Source organism: Flocculibacter collagenilyticus (assembly GCF_016469335.1).
Classification (GTDB): domain Bacteria; phylum Pseudomonadota; class Gammaproteobacteria; order Enterobacterales; family Alteromonadaceae; genus Flocculibacter; species Flocculibacter collagenilyticus.
In genome coordinates, this window is sequence record NZ_CP059888.1 from 2,651,447 (window position 1) to 2,666,266 (window position 14,820).

Annotated in this window: 12 protein-coding genes and 1 tRNA gene; 1 reads left to right on the plus strand and 12 read right to left on the minus strand. The window is 41.0% G+C overall.

Annotated elements, in window-relative coordinates:
- Positions 1-119 precede the first annotated feature (119 nt).
- From pdxH to guaB, 9 genes are all read right to left on the minus strand, one after another.
- A complete protein-coding gene (gene pdxH / locus HUU81_RS11775) occupies positions 120-758 on the minus strand; it encodes a pyridoxamine 5'-phosphate oxidase (protein WP_199612045.1) in 639 nt (212 codons plus the stop codon).
- A gap of 166 nt (positions 759-924) precedes the next feature.
- Positions 925-2,664 carry an arginine--tRNA ligase gene (argS, locus tag HUU81_RS11780; protein ID WP_199609135.1) on the minus strand — a complete coding sequence of 580 codons (1,740 nt, stop codon included), beginning with the start codon at positions 2,662-2,664 and terminating at the stop codon, positions 925-927.
- 51 nt (positions 2,665-2,715) lie between these two features.
- Positions 2,716-4,296, minus strand: a complete 1,581-nt coding sequence (gene prfC, locus HUU81_RS11785) for a peptide chain release factor 3 (RefSeq protein ID WP_199609136.1) — start codon at positions 4,294-4,296, stop codon at positions 2,716-2,718.
- Positions 4,297-4,456: 160 nt separating this feature from the next.
- Positions 4,457-4,945 carry a ribosomal protein S18-alanine N-acetyltransferase gene (rimI, locus tag HUU81_RS11790; RefSeq protein ID WP_199609137.1) on the minus strand — a complete coding sequence of 163 codons (489 nt, stop codon included), beginning with the start codon at positions 4,943-4,945 and terminating at the stop codon, positions 4,457-4,459.
- 64 nt (positions 4,946-5,009) lie between these two features.
- Positions 5,010-5,402, minus strand: coding sequence for a hypothetical protein (locus tag HUU81_RS11795; protein WP_199609138.1), 393 nt, complete (start codon positions 5,400-5,402; stop codon positions 5,010-5,012).
- 109 nt (positions 5,403-5,511) lie between these two features.
- A tRNA-Trp gene (locus tag HUU81_RS11800) sits at positions 5,512-5,588 on the minus strand.
- 337 nt (positions 5,589-5,925) lie between these two features.
- Entirely contained in the window at positions 5,926-6,141 is a 216-nt protein-coding gene (locus HUU81_RS11805) for a hypothetical protein (protein WP_199609139.1), read from the minus strand.
- A gap of 288 nt (positions 6,142-6,429) precedes the next feature.
- Positions 6,430-8,007: a glutamine-hydrolyzing GMP synthase gene (gene guaA / locus HUU81_RS11810; protein ID WP_199609140.1), complete on the minus strand. Its 1,578-nt coding sequence runs from the start codon at positions 8,005-8,007 to the stop codon at positions 6,430-6,432.
- 130 nt (positions 8,008-8,137) lie between these two features.
- The gene (gene guaB / locus HUU81_RS11815) at positions 8,138-9,607 is read right to left on the minus strand and encodes an IMP dehydrogenase (RefSeq protein WP_199609141.1); all 1,470 of its coding nucleotides are present in this window, start codon (positions 9,605-9,607) and stop codon (positions 8,138-8,140) included.
- A 198-nt stretch (positions 9,608-9,805) separates the two neighbouring features.
- Between guaB and xseA the strand changes: the two genes are divergently transcribed.
- Positions 9,806-11,143 carry an exodeoxyribonuclease VII large subunit gene (gene xseA / locus HUU81_RS11820; RefSeq protein ID WP_199609142.1) on the plus strand — a complete coding sequence of 446 codons (1,338 nt, stop codon included), beginning with the start codon at positions 9,806-9,808 and terminating at the stop codon, positions 11,141-11,143.
- A 100-nt stretch (positions 11,144-11,243) separates the two neighbouring features.
- Here the strand turns inward: xseA and der are convergent, their stop codons facing one another.
- From der to HUU81_RS11835, 3 genes are all read right to left on the minus strand, one after another.
- Positions 11,244-12,713, minus strand: coding sequence for a ribosome biogenesis GTPase Der (gene der, locus HUU81_RS11825; protein ID WP_199609143.1), 1,470 nt, complete (start codon positions 12,711-12,713; stop codon positions 11,244-11,246).
- A 274-nt stretch (positions 12,714-12,987) separates the two neighbouring features.
- The gene (bamB, locus tag HUU81_RS11830) at positions 12,988-14,184 is read right to left on the minus strand and encodes an outer membrane protein assembly factor BamB (protein ID WP_267983414.1); all 1,197 of its coding nucleotides are present in this window, start codon (positions 14,182-14,184) and stop codon (positions 12,988-12,990) included.
- 3 nt (positions 14,185-14,187) lie between these two features.
- The gene (locus HUU81_RS11835; protein WP_199609144.1) at positions 14,188-14,817 is read right to left on the minus strand and encodes a YfgM family protein; all 630 of its coding nucleotides are present in this window, start codon (positions 14,815-14,817) and stop codon (positions 14,188-14,190) included.
- Between the last annotated feature and the right edge of the window lie 3 nt (positions 14,818-14,820).

Below are 14,820 nucleotides of genomic sequence, written 5' to 3' on the forward strand. Positions count from 1 at the left end.
TGTGAATTGTGTGAATTGCGCGGATTGTGCGAATTACGCCATGAACTAGACTGTTTTTAGTTTGCCGGATAAGCAAAGAACAAGGGTAAACAAGCTCTCGCTCTTTGCTACAGTATGCATTACGGATTTAGCCGCTGTACCTGCCATTGCTGTTGGTCATTCTTAGCGTAGATAAAACGATCATGCAGCCGATTTTCTCGTCCCTGCCAGAATTCAATTTTATGAGGCTTGACCAAGTATCCTCCCCAAAATTTAGGTAGTGAAATATCGCCATCTTTAAATCGATTTTTCATCTCGGTAAACTTTTCTAATAGTGCTTGTCGTGACGATATTGGACGACTTTGTGCTGAAGCCCATGCTGCTAACTGGCTCTCTTTGGGGCGGGAAAGAAAATATTTTAATGCTGTTGAAGCAGGTAACGGCTCTGCTTCGCCGTATACAATTACCTGACGATTAATAAAGTGCCATGGAAAATGAAGGCTAATTTTATTGTTTACCGCTAAGTCTGACGCTTTCTTACTTTCAAGATTGGTATAAAAAACGAATCCATTTTCATCTACGTTTTTTAGTAATACTATTCGCTGCGACGGCTGACCTTGCGCATCTACCGTGGCTATCGTCATTGCAGTAGGATCACTCAGCTTTGCGTCAATGGCGTCTTGTAACCAACGTTCGAACTGCACAACTGGCTCATCTGCCAACATATCTCGCTCTAACCCATGCTGACTATATTGCCGTCTTATATCGTCTAATTTCATCATCAGTATTTTATTTATGCTTATGGCTACAAATACGACAATTGTAGCAGTTTGAGTAATAAAAAAGCCTGTTTATATTGTATTAATAACAAATACATAAACAGGCTTAGTAGTATTTCACATTAGTAATTAGTAATTAGAATTAAAAATTACAACGTACTAAAATTTACATGCGTTCTAGTACTTCAATGCCTAGTAGATTTAATCCAGTTTCTAAGCTGCGTGCAACTAAGTCACACAACTGTAAGCGGCTCTGTTTTACGGCTTCTTCTACGCCATCTTTTAATACTGGACACGCTTCATAAAAGCTCATGTATAAGCTAGCTAATTCGTATAAATAGCTACACAATACATGTGGTGTACGGTCTGCAATCATTACATCAAGCACTTCTTCAAATTGAAGTAACTTGATTGCTAGTGCTTTTTCTTGCGCTTCAACAATCTGAATGTCGGCTGTTAAACTTGCGGCTTCAATACCTGCTTTTCTAAAAATACTAGACACACGAGTGTACGCATACTGTAAATAAGGGGCTGTAGCACCTTCAAAGCTAAGCATGGTATCCCAGTTAAAAACGTAGTCGCTGGTTCTGTTTTTCGACAGGTCAGCGTATTTAACTGCACCAATACCCACTTTTTGCGCAATTTCTTGTTGCTCTGCTTCACTAAAGTCATTACTACGTTCAGCCACTAATTTAGCTGCACGATCAATCGACTCATCTAATAAGTCTTTTAGCTTAACTGTACCACCTGTGCGTGTTTTAAATGGCTTGCCATCTTGCCCCATCATAGTACCAAACGGGCTATGCTCGTAAGTCGTTTCTGGGCGGATGAAGCCAGCTTTACGGCCTACAATTTCTGCTTGTTTAAAGTGTAATGATTGGCGAGCATCCGTGAAGATAATAATTCGATCAGCATTAAGCTTAAATGAGCGGTAACGCATAGCAGCTAAGTCGGTTGTTGAGTATAAGTAACCACCACCTGACTTTTGCACGATAAATACCGAAGGATTGCCTTCTTTATCTGCTAATTCATCAATAAACACAACTTGTGCGCCCTGATCTTCAACCGCAATGTTTTGCTCTTTTAATTCAGCAATCACATTAGGTAAGTCTGGGTTATAAGCACTCTCGCCCATGATGTCGTCGCGAGTTAACGTTACACCTAAACGTTGGTAAATTTCTTCACTGTGCTTAATAGAAGTATCAATAAATTGGTGCCACAGTTTCATGCACTCTGCATCTTCACTTTGAAGTTTAACTACATATTCACGAGCGCGGTCTGCAAAACCTTCTTCATCGTCAAAGCGCACTTTGGCTTGACGATAAAAGTCTTCTAAATCTTCTAAAGCAGTTTCAGCCACTTCATTCGCTGCTAGCTTATCGTTTAAATGTGCTAACAACATGCCAAATTGCGTTCCCCAATCTCCCATGTGGTTTTGACGAATAACATTGTCACCACGGAATTCGAGTGCTCGTACAACCGCATCACCAATAATACTTGAACGTAAATGACCTACGTGCATTTCTTTAGCTAGATTAGGCGCTGAATAGTCAACCACTACGGTATCGGGCTTTGCATGCTCAGCGACACTTAATTTTTTATCTTCTTTTGCACGGTGTAATGCATTTGCTAAAAATTGCGCCGACAAATGAATGTTGATAAAACCAGGACCGGCAATTTCTAATTTATCTGCAATGCCATCTAAATCGAGGTTATCGATAATTTTTTGTGCAATGTCTCTTGGATTTGTTTTCAGTTTTTTGGCAGCACCCATCGCGCCATTTATCTGATAATCACCAAATTGTGGACGAGTGCTTTGTGTTAGCGCCGGGTTCGTGTCTGCTGGGAGTCCTGCTGCAACCATTGCTGCAACTGCTTTTTCCGTTAATATATTTTTAATATTCATGTGTCTGTCTTATTCAATCACTTTATATTTACAGGCTATGTATGTTGAAGTTTAGTGTTCACGTGTGTGAGCGAAAGTTACTTCAGGATAGCGTTCCATTGATAAATTTAAGTTAACCATGGATGGTGCAATATAGGTAAGATTATCACCACCATCCAATGCAAGGTTAGCACTGCATTTACGTTTAAACTCTTCAAACTTTTTCACGTCGTCACATTGTACCCAGCGCGCAGTTTGAACATTAATATGATCGTACAACGCATCTACGTTGTATTCTGCTTTTAAGCGATGTACAACCACATCAAATTGCAGTACACCTACCGCCCCAACAATTAGGTCGTTATTATCTAACGGTCTAAATACTTGAACCGCACCTTCTTCAGATAACTGCACCAAACCTTTAAGTAATTGCTTTTGCTTTAGTGGATCACGCAGGCGAATGCGTTTAAATAATTCTGGCGCAAAGTTTGGGATGCCCGCAAATTTGAAATCTTCGCCAGCAGTAAACGTATCTCCAATTTGTATTGAGCCATGGTTATGTAACCCAATTATGTCACCTGAATAGGCTTCTTCAACATGCGCACGATCACCAGCCATAAAGGTTAATGCATCAGCAATTTTTACATCTTTCCCTATACGCACATGACGGGTTTTCATACCTCGCTCGTATTTTCCAGAGCACACTCTTAAAAATGCAATGCGGTCGCGGTGCTTAGGATCCATATTCGCCTGAATTTTGAAAACAAAACCACTGAACTTATTTTCTTCTGCTTCAACAGTACGCAAATCCGTTTCTCGAGATTGAGGCTTAGGAGCCCAGTCAACTAGTCCGTCTAGCATGTGGTCAACACCAAAGTTACCCATTGCAGTACCAAAGAACACTGGTGTTAATTCGCCCGCCAAAAATAGTTCTAAGTCGAACTCATGAGCAGCACCAAGTACTAACTCCATTTCTTCACGAAGCTGATCTGCATAATCAGGAATCGCTTTATCTAGTTCAGGGTTATCAAGGCCTTTAATAATTTGGCTATCTTGAATGGTGTGCCCCATACTTTGCTGGTACAAAATCACTTCATCACGTAGAATATGGTAGACACCCTTAAACTCTTTACCCATGCCAATTGGCCATGTTACTGGTGCACATGCAATATTTAGTACATCTTCCACTTCATCCATTAATTCAAGTGGATCACGTATATCGCGGTCTAATTTGTTCATAAAAGTGATGATAGGCGTGGTACGAAGGCGTGTTACTTCCATCAACTTAATGGTTCTGGCCTCAACACCTTTTGCTGCATCAATAACCATTAAACACGAGTCAACCGCCGTTAATGTACGATAAGTGTCTTCCGAGAAGTCTTCGTGTCCAGGCGTATCAAGTAGGTTAACTAATTTGTCAGCATACGGAAATTGCATTACTGAGGTAGTAACAGAGATACCACGCTCTTTTTCCATTTCCATCCAGTCAGATTTGGCATGCTGCCCAGACTTTTTACCCTTCACGGTGCCTGCTTTTTGCAGCGCTTGTCCGAACAATAATACTTTTTCTGTAATCGTGGTTTTACCCGCATCGGGGTGAGAGATAATCGCAAACGTGCGTCGTTTATTTACTTCTTCTAAAAATGCTGACATGCCTAATCTAGCTACCTAAATTCAATCGTCGAAATTGCGCGCGATTATAACAGTAAGTGAGGGGGAATGTTAGGTGTGTTAGCGGTAGATTTTATTGCTTTTATGGCTATGCTGCTTGTCAATAACGAGAGTAAATGCCAGATCATCTAGTTGATAAATTTTATAATAACTTTTTCATAATAACTGCATCTTCCCGCTGGTTATTATGTGAATTTGGAACTGGGTAATACCCCTTGCGTACACTCACGTGCTCAAAGTGCATTCTCTCATAAAGTGCAATCGCGGTTTTATTACTGGCCCTAACTTCAAGCCACATTTCCTGTACTCGCATATTATGTGCACTTTTAAGCAAGTGCCGCATCAACTGTGTACCAAGCCCTTTACCCTGCATTGCGGGTAGCACCCCAATATTCATCAATGTGCCTTCACCACAAATAGTTTCAACGGCGTAATAGCCAACCAGTTGTTCAGCTGAAAATATTCCTGTATTAATTTTTCGCTCAGCATGCTTACCACTCAAGGTGTCGGCAATAGTAGCTAAACTCCAAGGATGAGGATTACATTGTTGTTCAATATGAAACACAGCGGCGGTATCCTCTTCGGATAATGCTCTAAACTGCGTGGTAGGTAATATTAAGGTTTGAATCAAAATAACGTATCCCGTAGACGTTCAAGACTGGTCAAAGCTAAACATTGCAAAAAAATAACAACATTTAATGCTCAAAACGTTTAGACAAGGACAGCCATAATTGCTTCTTCATCTCTGGTTTAAGATGATTATGCGTGTTCGCTAATATTGACTGTATATGCTGGCAAAATTCATCTTCAATCTGCGTTTTATCTTGTTCTGTTACGTTTTCTTTTGAGAAAAATAATAGGCAACTAGAAAGATCTGTTTTAAAGCTATTAGAAATCGGCAGCGCATTTACCGTCAGCAGAGGCTGACTCATATTTCTAGCAGGGTTACTTGTACAGGCAGCCGTTAACTTAAGTGCTGGCTTAGATAATGGTTCTGCAAAATGCTGAATATTAGGTTGTGGAATATCTCGTCTTTGGTATTGGTTAATTCCCATCAAAGATAAGTAATAACTCTTTCTAGCATCCATTAATCAATCCTGGTTTATGCAGGTATATAAATTACAAGCTTATTAGAAAACACAATAATATTAAATAAGGATTTAAATTAACAATGAGACTTAAGTGGAAAAATAAGAATGGCAGGGGTGGCAGGACTCGAACCCGCAACCATCGGTTTTGGAGACCGCTGTTCTACCAGTTGGAACTACACCCCTGTTGCATGGGCTGGCATTATACTGAAACTTTAGACTAGGTAAAGTAAAAATTTATCATTTTTATTCAAGCGTCTATTTATTGTTCATTCTATAGATTTTTCCGTCCTCGTTTATGGTGTGCAATTAGACCGATAACTGATATGAAAAACAGAAGCCACACATGCGGTGAAGATATAATGTGACTCCCTAAAAAAGTGAATTGATAAGCAAGCTGGTTGGGCGGGTTATCTGTAATACCCCCTACACTATTTATCGAGGTAATATTAAGCACCGCAATAAATCTATTTTGGTGCCTGCCATGACCTAATCGACCGGTATGTGCAAACAGTAAGTTATCTTACCCCTTATAATCCCCACCATTAATGTTAAATGCCCCAGTAAATACAGAGCCATTTCCCTCCCCAGTGTGTAATGGGATGTTATGAAACGCGGTGTAAGATATTCTTAAACTATCCGCACCAAAAATTGACGCAGTTTCTGTAACTGAAAAGATAACAGACCACGGTGCAGTTAATAGCGATACAAAGTTCAGTGGAGCTGAACTAGATGTCAAAGGCGTTCCATCTACCGCATAGAAGAATGAAGGAGGGGTGTTTGAGCTTAGATTTGTAACAAGGATTGGGCTAGCGGTGCAAAAATAAGAAATAAACAAGCTAAAAACCAATGTGCATCTGATTAGCAAAGACATGGTAAAGTACCGTTATGTAGCGTTTGTGTACTATCAAAGATAGCCAAGGCCGCGTACATTACCAAGCATATAAAATAAAACTAGGTGTAATTAACGAAATGCAATCGAAACCAATATGATTACATTTCGTTTAAAAGTGGTTCACTTAGCAGGCTATTCCCACTCTATCGTTGCAGGTGGCTTACCTGAAATGTCGTAAACGACACGAGAAATCCCATCAATTTCATTAATAATACGATTTGAGATTTGTCCTAACAGTTCATATGGTAAATGTGACCAACGCGCCGTCATAAAGTCGATAGTTTCAACGCAGCGCAACGAAATTACCCAGTCGTACTTTCGTGCATCACCCATTACACCAACAGAGCGCACAGGTAAGAATACTGCAAACGCTTGACTAACGTCGTGATACATTCCTGCTTTGTGTAATTCTTCAATGAAGATTGCATCTGCACGTCTTAATAAGTCACAGTACTCTTTTTTAACTTCACCTAATACACGCACTCCAAGTCCCGGTCCAGGAAATGGATGGCGGTAAAGCATGTCATAAGGAAGGCCTAGCTCTAAACCTATTTTTCTTACTTCATCTTTAAACAGTTCACGCAATGGCTCAACCAAACCAAGTTCCATGTCTTCAGGCAGTCCCCCAACATTGTGGTGAGACTTTATAACATGCGCTTTACCCGTAGCAGAGCCTGCAGACTCAATCACATCAGGATAAATAGTACCTTGCGCTAACCATTTAGCACTGACACGCTTACTGGCCTCTTCATCAAAGATTTCAACAAACACTTTGCCAATTACTTTACGCTTGGCTTCTGGGTCTTCTATTCCGCTAAGCTCACTTAAGAAGCGCTCTTCGCCTTCAATATGAATTATATTTAAACCGAAATGATCGCCAAACATATCAATAACTTGCTCAGCTTCATTTAAGCGTAGCAGGCCATTATCAACGAACACACAGGTTAACTTATCGCCAATTGCGCGCTGAATTAGCATTGCGGTTACGGATGAATCAACCCCACCAGACAAACCTAATATGACTTCGTCATCACCCACTTGTTCTTTAATGCGTTGCACTGCATCTTCAATAATTGACGCAGGAGTCCAAAGTTTTTCACATTTACATATATCAAGTACAAAGTGCTCAAGCATACGCATACCTTGGCGAGTGTGAGTTACTTCTGGGTGAAACTGTACGCCATAAAAATGCTTATCTTCATTTGCCATTGCCGCAAACGGGCAGCTCTCTGTACGAGCCAGCGTTTTAAACCCTTCAGGAATAGCAGATACTTTGTCTCCGTGACTCATCCAAACATCTAGTAATGCATTTCCATTACCGGCAATATGATCTTCGATGTTTTTGAATAAGTCAGCCTGCTCAATTAATTCAACTTGTGCATAACCAAATTCACGCTTATCAGAACCTTGAACAGCGCCACCTAATTGATGTGCCATTGTTTGCATACCGTAACAAATACCAAAAACTGGCACTCCGGCTTCAAATACATATTCTGGCGCTCGTGGTGAATTGGCTTCAGGCACTGACTCTGGTCCGCCAGACAAAATAATACCGTTAGGATTAAATTCTTTAATTTGCTCTTCTGTAACGTCCCACGCCCAAAGCTCACAATACACACCTATTTCACGTACGCGACGCGCAATCAGCTGAGTGTATTGAGAACCAAAATCCAAAATTAAAATACGTTGTTCGTGAATATTCTTTGTCATAGCAGTAAATTCTCTTTAATGAAGTTAACTCTTAGTGCGTAACTTCATAAGTGGCAACATTCTAGTTTTAAACTAGCGAGGAAGTGTTGCTGGTCGTCTAGTAACAACCAGCGTTAGCTATAAAAACAAACTATCCCATTCGATAGTTTGGTGCTTCTTTCGTAATTTGAACATCGTGAACATGAGACTCGCCCATGCCAGCAGAGGTAACTCGCACAAATTGCGGTTTCGTATTTAGTTCTTCAATGGTTGCAGAGCCGGTAAGTCCCATTGCAGAGCGTAAGCCCCCCACCTGTTGATGAATGATGTTAGCAATAGGACCTTTGTAAGCAACACGCCCTTCAATACCTTCAGGTACAAGTTTTTCCGCTTTTTTCGAACTTTGGAAATAACGATCCGCAGAACCTTGTGACTGATTCATTGCGCCTAACGACCCCATGCCACGATATGATTTGTAGTAACGGCCTTGATACAGTTCAACTTCACCTGGCGCCTCTTCAGTACCCGCTAGCATTGATCCAACCATTACACAGCTTGCCCCGGCAACTAATGCTTTAGCAATATCGCCTGAGAAACGAATACCACCATCAGCAATTACTGGAATATTCATTCCTTTTAGGCCTTCAACAGCATCAGAAATAGCAGTAATTTGTGGAACGCCGCAACCTGTTACGATACGCGTTGTACAAATAGAACCTGGGCCAATGCCAACTTTTACTGCATTCGCGCCAGCATCCGCCAACGCTTTTGCACCTTCAGCAGTAGCAACATTACCTGCTACGATATCAAGATCAGGGTATTGCTTGCGCGTTGCGCGTACTCTGTCAATTACGCCTTGAGAATGACCATGCGACGTATCAATTAAAAGAATATCAACACCTGCATTTACTAATGCAGCAATACGCTCGTCAGTGCCTTCGCCTACCCCAACCGCAGCACCTACTCGCAAACGCCCTAAAGAGTCTTTACACGCATTTGGCTTGTTCTCAGCTTTCTTGTAATCCATTACCGTGATTAAGCCTTTTAGTTTGAAAGCATCATCAACCACTAAGATTTTTTCAATTCGATGCTCGTGCATCAATTCCAGCACATTATCACCAATTGATTTTTCGTTCACAGTTACTAACTTATCTTTCGGCGTCATCACTGATGTAATCGATTTCTTTAGATTTGATTCGAAGCGAATATCACGACCAGTCACAATGCCAACGAGTTGGTTGTCAGCGTCTACAACAGGAAAACCTGAAAAACCATGCTGCTCTGCCAATGCAACTACATCTGCAATGGTTACATCTGGCGTTACGGTTACCGGATCTGAAACTACGCCACTTTCGTATTTTTTAACTTGGCGAACATGTGCAGCTTGATCTTCAATTGTCATGTTTTTGTGGATAAAACCTAAACCACCTTCTTGCGCTAATGCGATTGCAAGACGCGCCTCAGTTACTGTGTCCATAGACGCAGAAACCATGGGAATGTTCAGCTTAATATTTTGCGTTAAACGCGTTTGTAAATTGGCTGTATGGGGAAGTACAGTAGAGTGACCTGGTACTAAAAGTACGTCGTCAAAAGTAAGGGCTTCTTTAGCTATACGCAACATTGCAACATCTCACATTAAGGGGTGAAAAAACGTGTAAAAAGTTGCCGCGGAATTCTATCTACTTTTACTGTAGTCAGCAAGTTTTATTTTCATTTTGATAAACTATTCATTTAAAAATCTAATCATAGTTAGCCGCTAAGTTATGATAAAGTACATACACATAATTTGGGTCTTATCAGCATACAAGTGGCTACCAGCATGGCTTTACAAAAAGATATTTTTACCGTTTCACGGTTAAATAACAGCGTTAAAACAATTCTTGAATACGAATTTAACGGTATTTGGCTAATCGGCGAAATTTCTAATTTTGTTCAACCTGCATCTGGGCACTGGTATTTCTCATTAAAAGACAATACTGCGCAAGTTAAATCAGCTATGTTTAGGGGAAATAACCGAAGCGTGCGTTTTATCCCCTCTAATGGCCAGCAAGTATTGGTAAAAGGCCGAGTAAGCATGTATACGCCACGCGGTGACTATCAGTTTATTGTTGAGCAAATGGAACCTGCTGGCGACGGCTTACTCATGCAGCAATTTGAACAACTTAAAACCAAATTAGCTGCGCAAGGACTGTTTAATGCGGTTCATAAAAAGTCATTACCAAAACACATCCATAAAGTAGGTGTTATTACGTCGCCAACGGGAGCGGCAATTAAAGATATTTTAACAGTACTAAAGCGACGAGCGCCGCAGCTAGAAGTTATTATTTACCCCAGTACAGTGCAAGGCTCTGATGCGAATAAACAACTGATAGACTCCATCAATATTGCTAATACTCGAAATGAAGTAGATGTATTATTAATAGGTCGCGGTGGTGGGTCATTAGAAGATTTATGGTGTTTCAATGATGAGGCGTTAGCTCATGCAATTTACGCAAGCCAGCTCCCAGTGGTCAGTGCGGTAGGACATGAGATAGACACCACAATTGCAGACTTTGTAGCAGATATTCGTGCTGCCACACCTTCCGCCGCCGCAGAATTAGTTAGCCCAGACCAAAGTGAGTTAGTTGAGCAACTGAATTACCAACGTAAACAGCTACGTAATGCCATGCTAAATACACTTAAACAGCAACAGTATCAACTCCACCTTCTGCAAGGAAAGTTATCGTACAATCACCCTGCAAGCAGACTCCAACAGCAATCACAACGCTTAGACGAACTAACAATGCGAATGCAGCACACTATTCAATCACTGTTATCAAGTCGCCAACATCAGTTAATTAAGTTACAACAGCGCCTTGAACAACACTCACCTAAGCATGCTATTGCTCGGCAACACACAAATGTCAGTCAATTAAATCAGCGTTTAGTACATGCTATCAGCAGTAAACTTGAGAAAGAAAAGCATACATTAGCATTACAAGCAGGCCAGCTTGACGCGTTTAGCCCATTAAAAATATTAGGCAGAGGCTACAGCATTACGAGTCATGCAAAATCAGGCAAAATTATCAAACTAGCGAATGATGTGAAAGTAGGTGAAACGCTGAAAACGCAACTTTCTGAAGGTGTCATTTACAGTGAGGTAAAAGAGTTAAGCTAGCGCTTTAAAGATGAATTTAAATATAAAAAAAGCGCTACAAACTTATCAAGGTTGCAGCGCAATTGTATTTAACAATTAACGTCGTTATATAACAGCAACGTTATGACTTTTTATGGAACTTCATCATGCGCTGACGTTTGCGCATTTGTGACAAGGTTAATTTATTAGTACGACCAGCAAATGGATTATCGCTTTCTCTAAACTCAACTTTAATCGGCGTTCCCATTACATTTAACGCTTTTCGGTAGTAATTTGTTAAGTATCGCTTATACGAGTCTGGTAAATCATTAACCTGATTTCCATGAATAACGACAATTGGAGGGTTATAACCACCAGCGTGAGCGTATTTTAATTTAACTCTACGACCACGAACTAATGGCGGCTGATGATCCGCCTGTGCCATTTCCATGATGCGTGTAAGCATAGACGTGCCAACTCGCTTTGTGGCAGACGTGTAAGCCTCTTCTACCGACTCATATAAGTGGCCAACACCAGTGCCATGTAAAGCTGATATGAAATGAATACGGGCGAAATCAACAAACCCTAAACGCCTATCAAGTTCAGATTTAATACGTTCTTTTACATAGTCTTCCAGCCCATCCCATTTGTTAACCGCGATGACTAATGAACGACCTGCATTGAGTGTGAAACCAAGCAAGCTTAAATCTTGATCGCTAATTCCTTCTCGCGCATCAATTACCAATAAAACAACGTTTGCGTCTTCAATCGCTTTCAACGTTTTAATCACTGAAAATTTTTCTACCGTTTCGTTTACTTTTTTGCGTTTTCTAACCCCAGCAGTATCAATGATCACATATTCCCGATCATTACGCGTCATAGGGATATAAATAGAGTCACGGGTTGTGCCTGGCATATCGTATACGATAACGCGTTCTTCACCCAACATGCGATTCGTTAAAGTAGATTTACCTACATTTGGACGACCAATGATAGCCATTTTAATTGGTCTGTCGGTAATATCTTCTTCAGCTGGCTCTTCACCATCTTCAAGCACATGTTCTAATTCTTCATAATCTGGCACAGCCTGACCAAATTCAGCATCTTGCTCGGCCATTTCGTCAATCACAGGCTTTAACGCATGCTCAATTAATGACGCAACGCCTCGGCCATGTGCAGCAGCAATTTGATAAACTTCACCAAGTGCTAAAGCATAAAAATCACCAGACGCTGCTGTACCATCGATACCGTCTGTTTTATTTGAAACAACAAACACTTTTTTCTCTTGCTTACGCAAATGCATCGCAATCGCTTCATCAGCAATGGTTAAGCCGGCTCTCGCGTCAACTAAAAATAATACGACATCCGCTTCTTCAATCGCTAGTAGCGATTGTTCAGCCATTTCTTGCTCGATGCCTTCTTCAGTACCATCAATACCACCTGTATCAACACAAATGAACTCGTAGCCTTCATAGTTCGCTTGGCCGTATTTGCGGTCACGAGTTAGCCCTGGAAAGTCTGCAACAAGTGCATCACGAGTCCGTGTTAAACGGTTAAATAATGTAGATTTACCAACGTTAGGTCGGCCAACCAGTGCAACAACAGGTAGCATTTATTACCTCAAAAAATAGCGTTTTAAAACGGTGAAGTATCTTACAAGCTTAGTCTATGCAAACAACATATTCATGTATAAGACAACCACCGCATTTACGAGAATCAAATAAAATAGCAGGCTAATAATACCTACTTGAAATAACGTTATAAAAACGAAAAAATTAAACTTTACAAAAACATAAGAGGCAATGATATACATTGCCTCTTTTTAATAGCGCTTTCACACAGAAAATATTATGGCGCCACAAAACGAACGCTAAAAGCAGCTCGTGTTACGGTACTGACAACGCCGATACTTCACCATCTCTGGTGTATAAAATCATCTGCTTACCTGCTGATTTTGCAGGAACAAATAATCCTGAATCATCTAACTCAACTTTTGAGACAAACTTACCATCCGCCTTTGCCATCAAGTAGGCAACCCCTTCATTGTCACCAACCACTACATAATCGCTAACCACTTCAGGTCCAGTAACACCGCGATTAGATAGTCCGGTTTGGCTCCATTTTTCAATTCCTGTTTGTGCATCAATAGCAAAAACATGACCTTGACTGTCAGTTACATATAAATTCGATGAATCATAAGTAAAGTCGACATAGGAGGCATATTCACGCTTCCACATTACACGGCCTGAGCGAATTTCAAGGGCAACTAAGTTACCATTATAAGCAATACTGAATAAGGTATTGCCGACTACTTTTGGTTGTGTATCAACGTCAACTAAACGTGCTAAATCCGTTGCGCCTTTTGCTTCGGCAATTGGCGTTTCCCAAGCGGTGACACCTTGACTAGCGATAACCGCAGAGACTTTGCCAGTTGCACTGCCCACAATCACACCACCATTGTTAAATAACGGTGCTGAAGAACCACGTAATGATAACGGTGGGATCTCTTGTTCAACTATCCAACGCTGCTCGCCATTATCAGGATGCAACGCAATAATGTTACCTGCAGCTGTATGGACAAAGATAAGTCCTTCACCGAAAGCAACAGGCGCAATCACTTCACCTTTTACTTTGGTATGCCATAGCAACTCACCAGTTTCGCTACTTAATGCAAACATTTCGCCATTTTCAGAGCCAATGTATACATTGCCGTAAGCGATGGTGACGCCACCAGATAGACGAGCCGATTTATTACTTGTTATTTCCCAAAAACTAGCAGACTCACCTAGTGTTTGTTGCCATTTTTCGTCACCCGTTACGAGATCTAACGCTTTCACGATCCCATCACGGCTTGCAACAAACACGGTATCTTTATAAATCGCTGGGGTTAAACGGCTAAAATAGTGCTTAACACCACTGCCAATGCTAGTTTGCCAATTAACTTTTGGCTCAAATTGCATTTCGAATTGAGGTATTGGCGCCACTTCTGAGACTTCATCTTCGTCGTCATCAAAAATTGCACACCCATTTAAATACAGCGCCATTGACGCAATGGCTAAGGCTTTAAGGCTAGTACGAATCACAGATTATCCTTGTACTGGAGCAGCTAAGTTATCGATTTTTTGCTGTAGCACTACATTACCTTCAAGACCACCAGCATCAGCGGCGGCTTGATACGCAGTGCGAGCGTCGGCAACGTTACCTTGTTTAATTAAAATATCGCCTTTAATTTCTGCTGCGCGAGCTTTAAACGCCGTAGTATTTACTTTAGCAATAGTACTTAGTGCTGCATCAAAGTTACCTAACTCTGCTTGAACACGCGCTAACCGTGTAAGCGCAATACTTTTTAAACTGTCGTTTCCTGCATTTTCAGCTGCAAAGTTAAGCTGTGTTATTGCATCTTCAAGTTTATTAGCTTCCACCGCTTCTTTAGCCGAGATAAATGCAGCAAAAACAGCGTACTGTGTGCCTTTATGTTTTTCGATATATGCATTAGCATCAGCTAACGCATCCGCATCACCTGCACTTTTCTCGATAACTTGCGCGAAGCCGTCAGAGGCAGTTTCAGCTTTTTCAATTTGCATCGCTGAATATTGACGCCAGCCAAAAATACCCGCTAAACCGATAGCTGCGCCTAAAATTATTGCATTACCGTTTTCTTTCCAAAAACGTTTAATCGCTTCAACTTGTTGCTCTTCTGAATTATAAATTTCCATGAC

Coding starts and splice junctions, on each gene's coding strand:
- argS (WP_199609135.1), bottom strand. CDS start 2,664: ATGAATATTAAAAATATATTAACGGAAAAAGCAGTTGCAGCAATGGTT.
- xseA (WP_199609142.1), top strand. CDS start 9,806: ATGGCTTTACAAAAAGATATTTTTACCGTTTCACGGTTAAATAACAGC.
- guaB (WP_199609141.1), bottom strand. CDS start 9,607: ATGTTGCGTATAGCTAAAGAAGCCCTTACTTTTGACGACGTACTTTTA.
- der (WP_199609143.1), bottom strand. CDS start 12,713: ATGCTACCTGTTGTTGCACTGGTTGGCCGACCTAACGTTGGTAAATCT.
- HUU81_RS11835 (WP_199609144.1), bottom strand. CDS start 14,817: ATGGAAATTTATAATTCAGAAGAGCAACAAGTTGAAGCGATTAAACGT.
- HUU81_RS11795 (WP_199609138.1), bottom strand. CDS start 5,402: ATGGATGCTAGAAAGAGTTATTACTTATCTTTGATGGGAATTAACCAA.
- prfC (WP_199609136.1), bottom strand. CDS start 4,296: ATGTCAGCATTTTTAGAAGAAGTAAATAAACGACGCACGTTTGCGATT.
- pdxH (WP_199612045.1), bottom strand. CDS start 758: ATGAAATTAGACGATATAAGACGGCAATATAGTCAGCATGGGTTAGAG.
- guaA (WP_199609140.1), bottom strand. CDS start 8,007: ATGACAAAGAATATTCACGAACAACGTATTTTAATTTTGGATTTTGGT.